Source organism: Kineococcus siccus, from assembly GCF_009906795.1.
Classification (GTDB): domain Bacteria; phylum Actinomycetota; class Actinomycetes; order Actinomycetales; family Kineococcaceae; genus Kineococcus; species Kineococcus siccus.
In genome coordinates this window covers 1-4,091 of sequence record NZ_JAAALN010000295.1, presented here as the reverse complement: position 1 = coordinate 4,091, position 4,091 = coordinate 1, and the positions used below count along the sequence as shown (strand labels likewise).

3 protein-coding genes are annotated in these 4,091 nt (G+C 68.7%); all 3 read left to right on the top strand.

Translation table 11 applies throughout. The features are described 5' to 3' along the window. Window positions 1-453: 453 nt before the first annotated feature. Window positions 454-1,434: an ABC transporter permease gene (locus GTR02_RS20335; RefSeq protein WP_166609298.1), complete on the top strand. Its 981-nt coding sequence runs from the start codon at window positions 454-456 to the stop codon at window positions 1,432-1,434. Window positions 1,435-1,523: 89 nt separating this feature from the next. Continuing rightward, entirely contained in the window at window positions 1,524-2,372 is an 849-nt protein-coding gene (locus GTR02_RS24745) for a carbohydrate ABC transporter permease (protein WP_166609299.1), read from the top strand. A 33-nt stretch (window positions 2,373-2,405) separates the two neighbouring features. After that, the gene (locus tag GTR02_RS20325) at window positions 2,406-4,052 is read left to right on the top strand and encodes a type 2 periplasmic-binding domain-containing protein (protein ID WP_166609297.1); all 1,647 of its coding nucleotides are present in this window, start codon (window positions 2,406-2,408) and stop codon (window positions 4,050-4,052) included. Window positions 4,053-4,091: the final 39 nt, after the last annotated feature.

Below are 4,091 nucleotides of genomic sequence, written 5' to 3'. Positions count from 1 at the left end.
CTCCGGGGACGGGGACGGGGGCGGGATCGGCCACGGGCCGCCGGACCAGGACATGATGACGCAAGGGGACACCCCGGTGACGTGGCGTGCCCAGCGCCGAGGCGCGCGGGCCGGTCGGCGCGGTGCCGCGACGGGCCCGGGGCGCTCGCGGTCAGGACGGCGGACGTCCGATGACTGAGGCACCGATCAGCGTGCTCACGCCCCGGAGAGCGCCGTCCTGCGACCGCACATCGGACCTATGAATCGATTTACACCCGCGGATATCCTTGACACCCTTCTCGCGGCCGTCCTAGGTTCAGCACAGCCGAGGCACCGACGGCTCGGTGGTTCCGCGAAGGAGCGGGAGGCACGCCACCGCCGTCGCTCCGCGCGGCTCGTCCGGTCCGCCGAGTCGTCACCACGCCGTGACACCCCGGGGCAGGGCGCCCACCGACGTGCGCGAGGAAGGTCCCGATGCTCCTGCATCCCCACGGCGCACCGCCGACGACGGCCCGGGCCGGGCGCCGGGGCGGCACGACCGAGAAGGGTCTGCCGGCGCTGCGGCGGTCGTTGCGCCGCCACTGGCAGCTGTACCTGCTCGTCGTCCCGCCGCTGCTGTACTTCGTGGTCTTCAAGTACGTGCCGATGGTCAACGCGGTGATCGCCTTCAAGGACTACAGCGTCGTGTTCGGCGTCTGGGGCAGCGACTGGGTGGGGCTGGACAACTTCCGCAGGTTCCTCTCGAACCCCGTGTTCTGGACCCTCGTGAAGAACACGTTCGTCCTGTCGGGGTACTACCTCATCGCCTCGTTCCCCATCCCGATCATCCTGGCGCTGGCGCTGAACGAGGTCCGGGGGCGGCTGTTCCAGCGCACGGTGCAGCTGGTCACGTACGCGCCCTACTTCATCTCCACGGTGGTCGTCGTCTCGATGACGATCCTCCTGCTCTCGCCGCGCATCGGCCTGGCCAGCGAGGCGTTCGGGTTCTTCGGGGTGTCGTCCGTCGACTTCCTCGGCAACCCCGACTACTTCCGGCACATCTACGTGTGGAGCGACATCTGGCAGACGGCCGGCTACTCGGCCGTCATCTACCTGGCCGCCCTCGCCGGCATCGACCCCGGCCTGCACGAGGCGGCGCGCGTGGACGGCGCGACGCGCCTGCAGAAGATCATCCACGTGGACATCCCGGGCATCATGCCGACCGCCGTCATCATCCTCGTGCTGGGCGTCGGCAACATCATGGCGATCGGCTTCGAGAAGGCCTACCTGCTGCAGAACCCGCTGAACCTCTCGCAGTCGGAGATCATCGCCACCTACGTCTACAAGACGGGCCTGCTGAACGCCGACTTCAGCCTCGCGACGGCGGTCGGCCTGTTCAACGCGGTCATCAACCTCGTCCTCCTGCTGACGGTCAACGCCGTCGCCAAGCGCGTGACGGGGAACGGGCTGTGGTGACCACGACGACCGCCCGGCAGGAGCCGGCGGCCCCCGCGGTCACGCGCCGGCCCAAGCGCGTCAAGGACCCGTTCGTCGACCGCGTCTTCATGGTCGTCGTCTACGTCCTGCTCGTCACCTTCTCGCTCATCGTGCTGGTGCCGCTGCTGAACATCGTCGCCAGCAGCTTCTCCAGCCCGGGAGCCGTCTCGGGCGGCCGGGTCACCCTGTGGCCGGTCGAACCCTCGCTGCGGGGGTACGAGATCACGCTGTCGGACCCGCAGATCCTCCGCGGCTTCGCCAACTCCCTCTTCTACACCGGGGTCGGCACGCTCATCAGCGTCGTCCTCACCCTCGCCATCGCCTACCCGCTGTCCCGCAGGACGTTCGTCGGTCGGCGGACGCTGACCCTGGCGGTCGTCTTCACCATGCTCTTCACGGGCGGCCTCATCCCCACCTACCTGGTGGTCCAGAGCCTCGGGATGCTCGACACGCGGTGGGCGCTGCTGCTGCCGCAGGCGGTCGGCGTCTGGCAGGTCATCATCGCGACCACGTACCTGCGGCAGTCGATCCCCGACGAGCTGTACGAGGCGGCGATGATCGACGGGGCCAGCGACCTGCGCATCCTGTGGTCGGTCGTCCTGCCGCTGGCGAAGCCGCTCATCGCCGTCGTGGCACTCATGTACGCGATCATCCAGTGGAACTCCTACTTCGACGCCCTGCTGTACCTGCGCAGCGACGACCTGTACCCCCTCCAGCTGGTCCTGCGGAACATCCTCATCCTCAACACCGGGGCCGGTTCCAGCGGCGACGTCGCGTCGCAGCTGGAGCGCCAGCAGCTCGCCGACCTCCTCAAGTACTCGCTCGTCGTGGTCTCGACGGTGCCCGTGCTGCTCATCTACCCGCTCGTCGCCCGCTACTTCACCAAGGGCCTCCTGATCGGTGCCGTCAAGGGCTGATCGCCACCTCCCGACCACCCGAAGGAAACGATGATGTCTCCACGAGCCAGGACGTCCGTCCTCGCGATCGCCGCCCTGTCCGCCACCGCTCTCGTCCTGTCCGGGTGCACGTCCGGCAACGACGCCGGCGAGGACGACGGGAAGCTGACGATGTTCTCGCCGCAGGGTCCCGGTCAGGACCTCAACACCAACAGCTACACGCTCGAGGTCGAGAAGCAGTTCGGCGTCGACCTCGAGTTCCAGACCACCTCGCTGGACCCGGCGGGGGCCGCGGAGAAGCGGCAGATCTCGCTGGCCAGCGGGGACTACCCCGACGCCTACGCGCTCATCCCGTGGGTCGAGAGCTTCAGCCAGGCGGAGCTGCTGCGCCTGTCCAAGCAGGGCGTGGTGGTGCCGCTCAACGACCTCATCGAGCAGCACGCCCCGAACATCAAGGCCGCGTTCGAGTCGACGCCGGAGCTGAAGACCCTGGCGACCGCGCCCGACGGCAACGTCTACGGCCTGCCGCAGTGGAACGACTGCTACCACTGCTCCTACGGGGCCAAGCTGTGGATGAACTCCGCGTGGCTGGACAAGCTGGGCCTGCAGCAGCCGACGACCCCGGAGGAGATGAGGGCCGTCCTGACGGCCTTCAAGACCCAGGACCCGAACGGCAACGGCCAGGCCGACGAGGTGCCGCTGTCGGGCTCGACCATGGACTACCTCCTGCCCTTCTTCATGAACGCGTTCATCTACGACCCGGCCGCCAACAGCGCCTACCCGTCGACCCTCGCGCTCAACGGCGGCAAGGTGCAGCAGCAGGCCGTGCAGGACGGCTGGCGCGCCGGCCTGGAGTACATGTCCTCGCTCTACGCGGACGGCCTCATCGACCAGGGAGCCTTCACGCAGAACACCGACGCGCTCAACGCGCTCGGCGACAACGCGGGCGCGAACATCCTGGGGGCGGCCACGGTCCTGCACCCCGCCATCGCCTTCACCCTGGGCCAGGAGGACGGCCGCGACCGGCAGTACGACGCCGTCCCGCCGCTCACGGGGCCCGGTGGGACGTCCTACGCGTCCTACACCCAGCCCAGCACCCCGGGGGCGACGTTCGTGCTGACGAACAAGGCGAGCGAGGCGGACCGCATCGCGGCCATCAAGATCATGGACAACATGTACCCCGCCGAGAACCACGTGCGGGCCGAGTTCGGCAAGGAGGGCATCGGCTGGAAGAAGCCGGTCGCCGGCGACGTCGCCCTCGACACGAACGAGGAGCCGCTCTACAACACCATTCCCGCACCGTCCGGGGAGAACCCGCCGAACGACGCGTGGGGCTCGATGGCGCAGTACTTCAGCAACGCCGCCTTCCGCGGTGCGCAGGTCCAGCCCACCGACATCTACGAGGCCACGGGGTACGAACGGCGCCTGTTCGACGCGACGAAGCTGTACGACGGCAAGGAGCCGCAGGAGCAGGTCTTCCCCTCGTGGAGCGTCTGGATCGACCCGGCGGAGGCCGGTGAGTTCGCCGAGCTGAAGACCAACATCGAGAACTACGTCTCGCAGAACAGCGCGCAGTTCGTCACCGGCCAGAAGGACCCCTCGGACGACGCCCAGTGGACGGCGTACGTCGAGGGGCTCGAGGCCCTCGGGCTGCCGCGCTACCTGGAGCTGCAGCAGGCGGGCTACGACAAGGTCGAGTGAGCGGGTGGCGGCACCCACCGGGTGCCGCCCCCCCGCTGC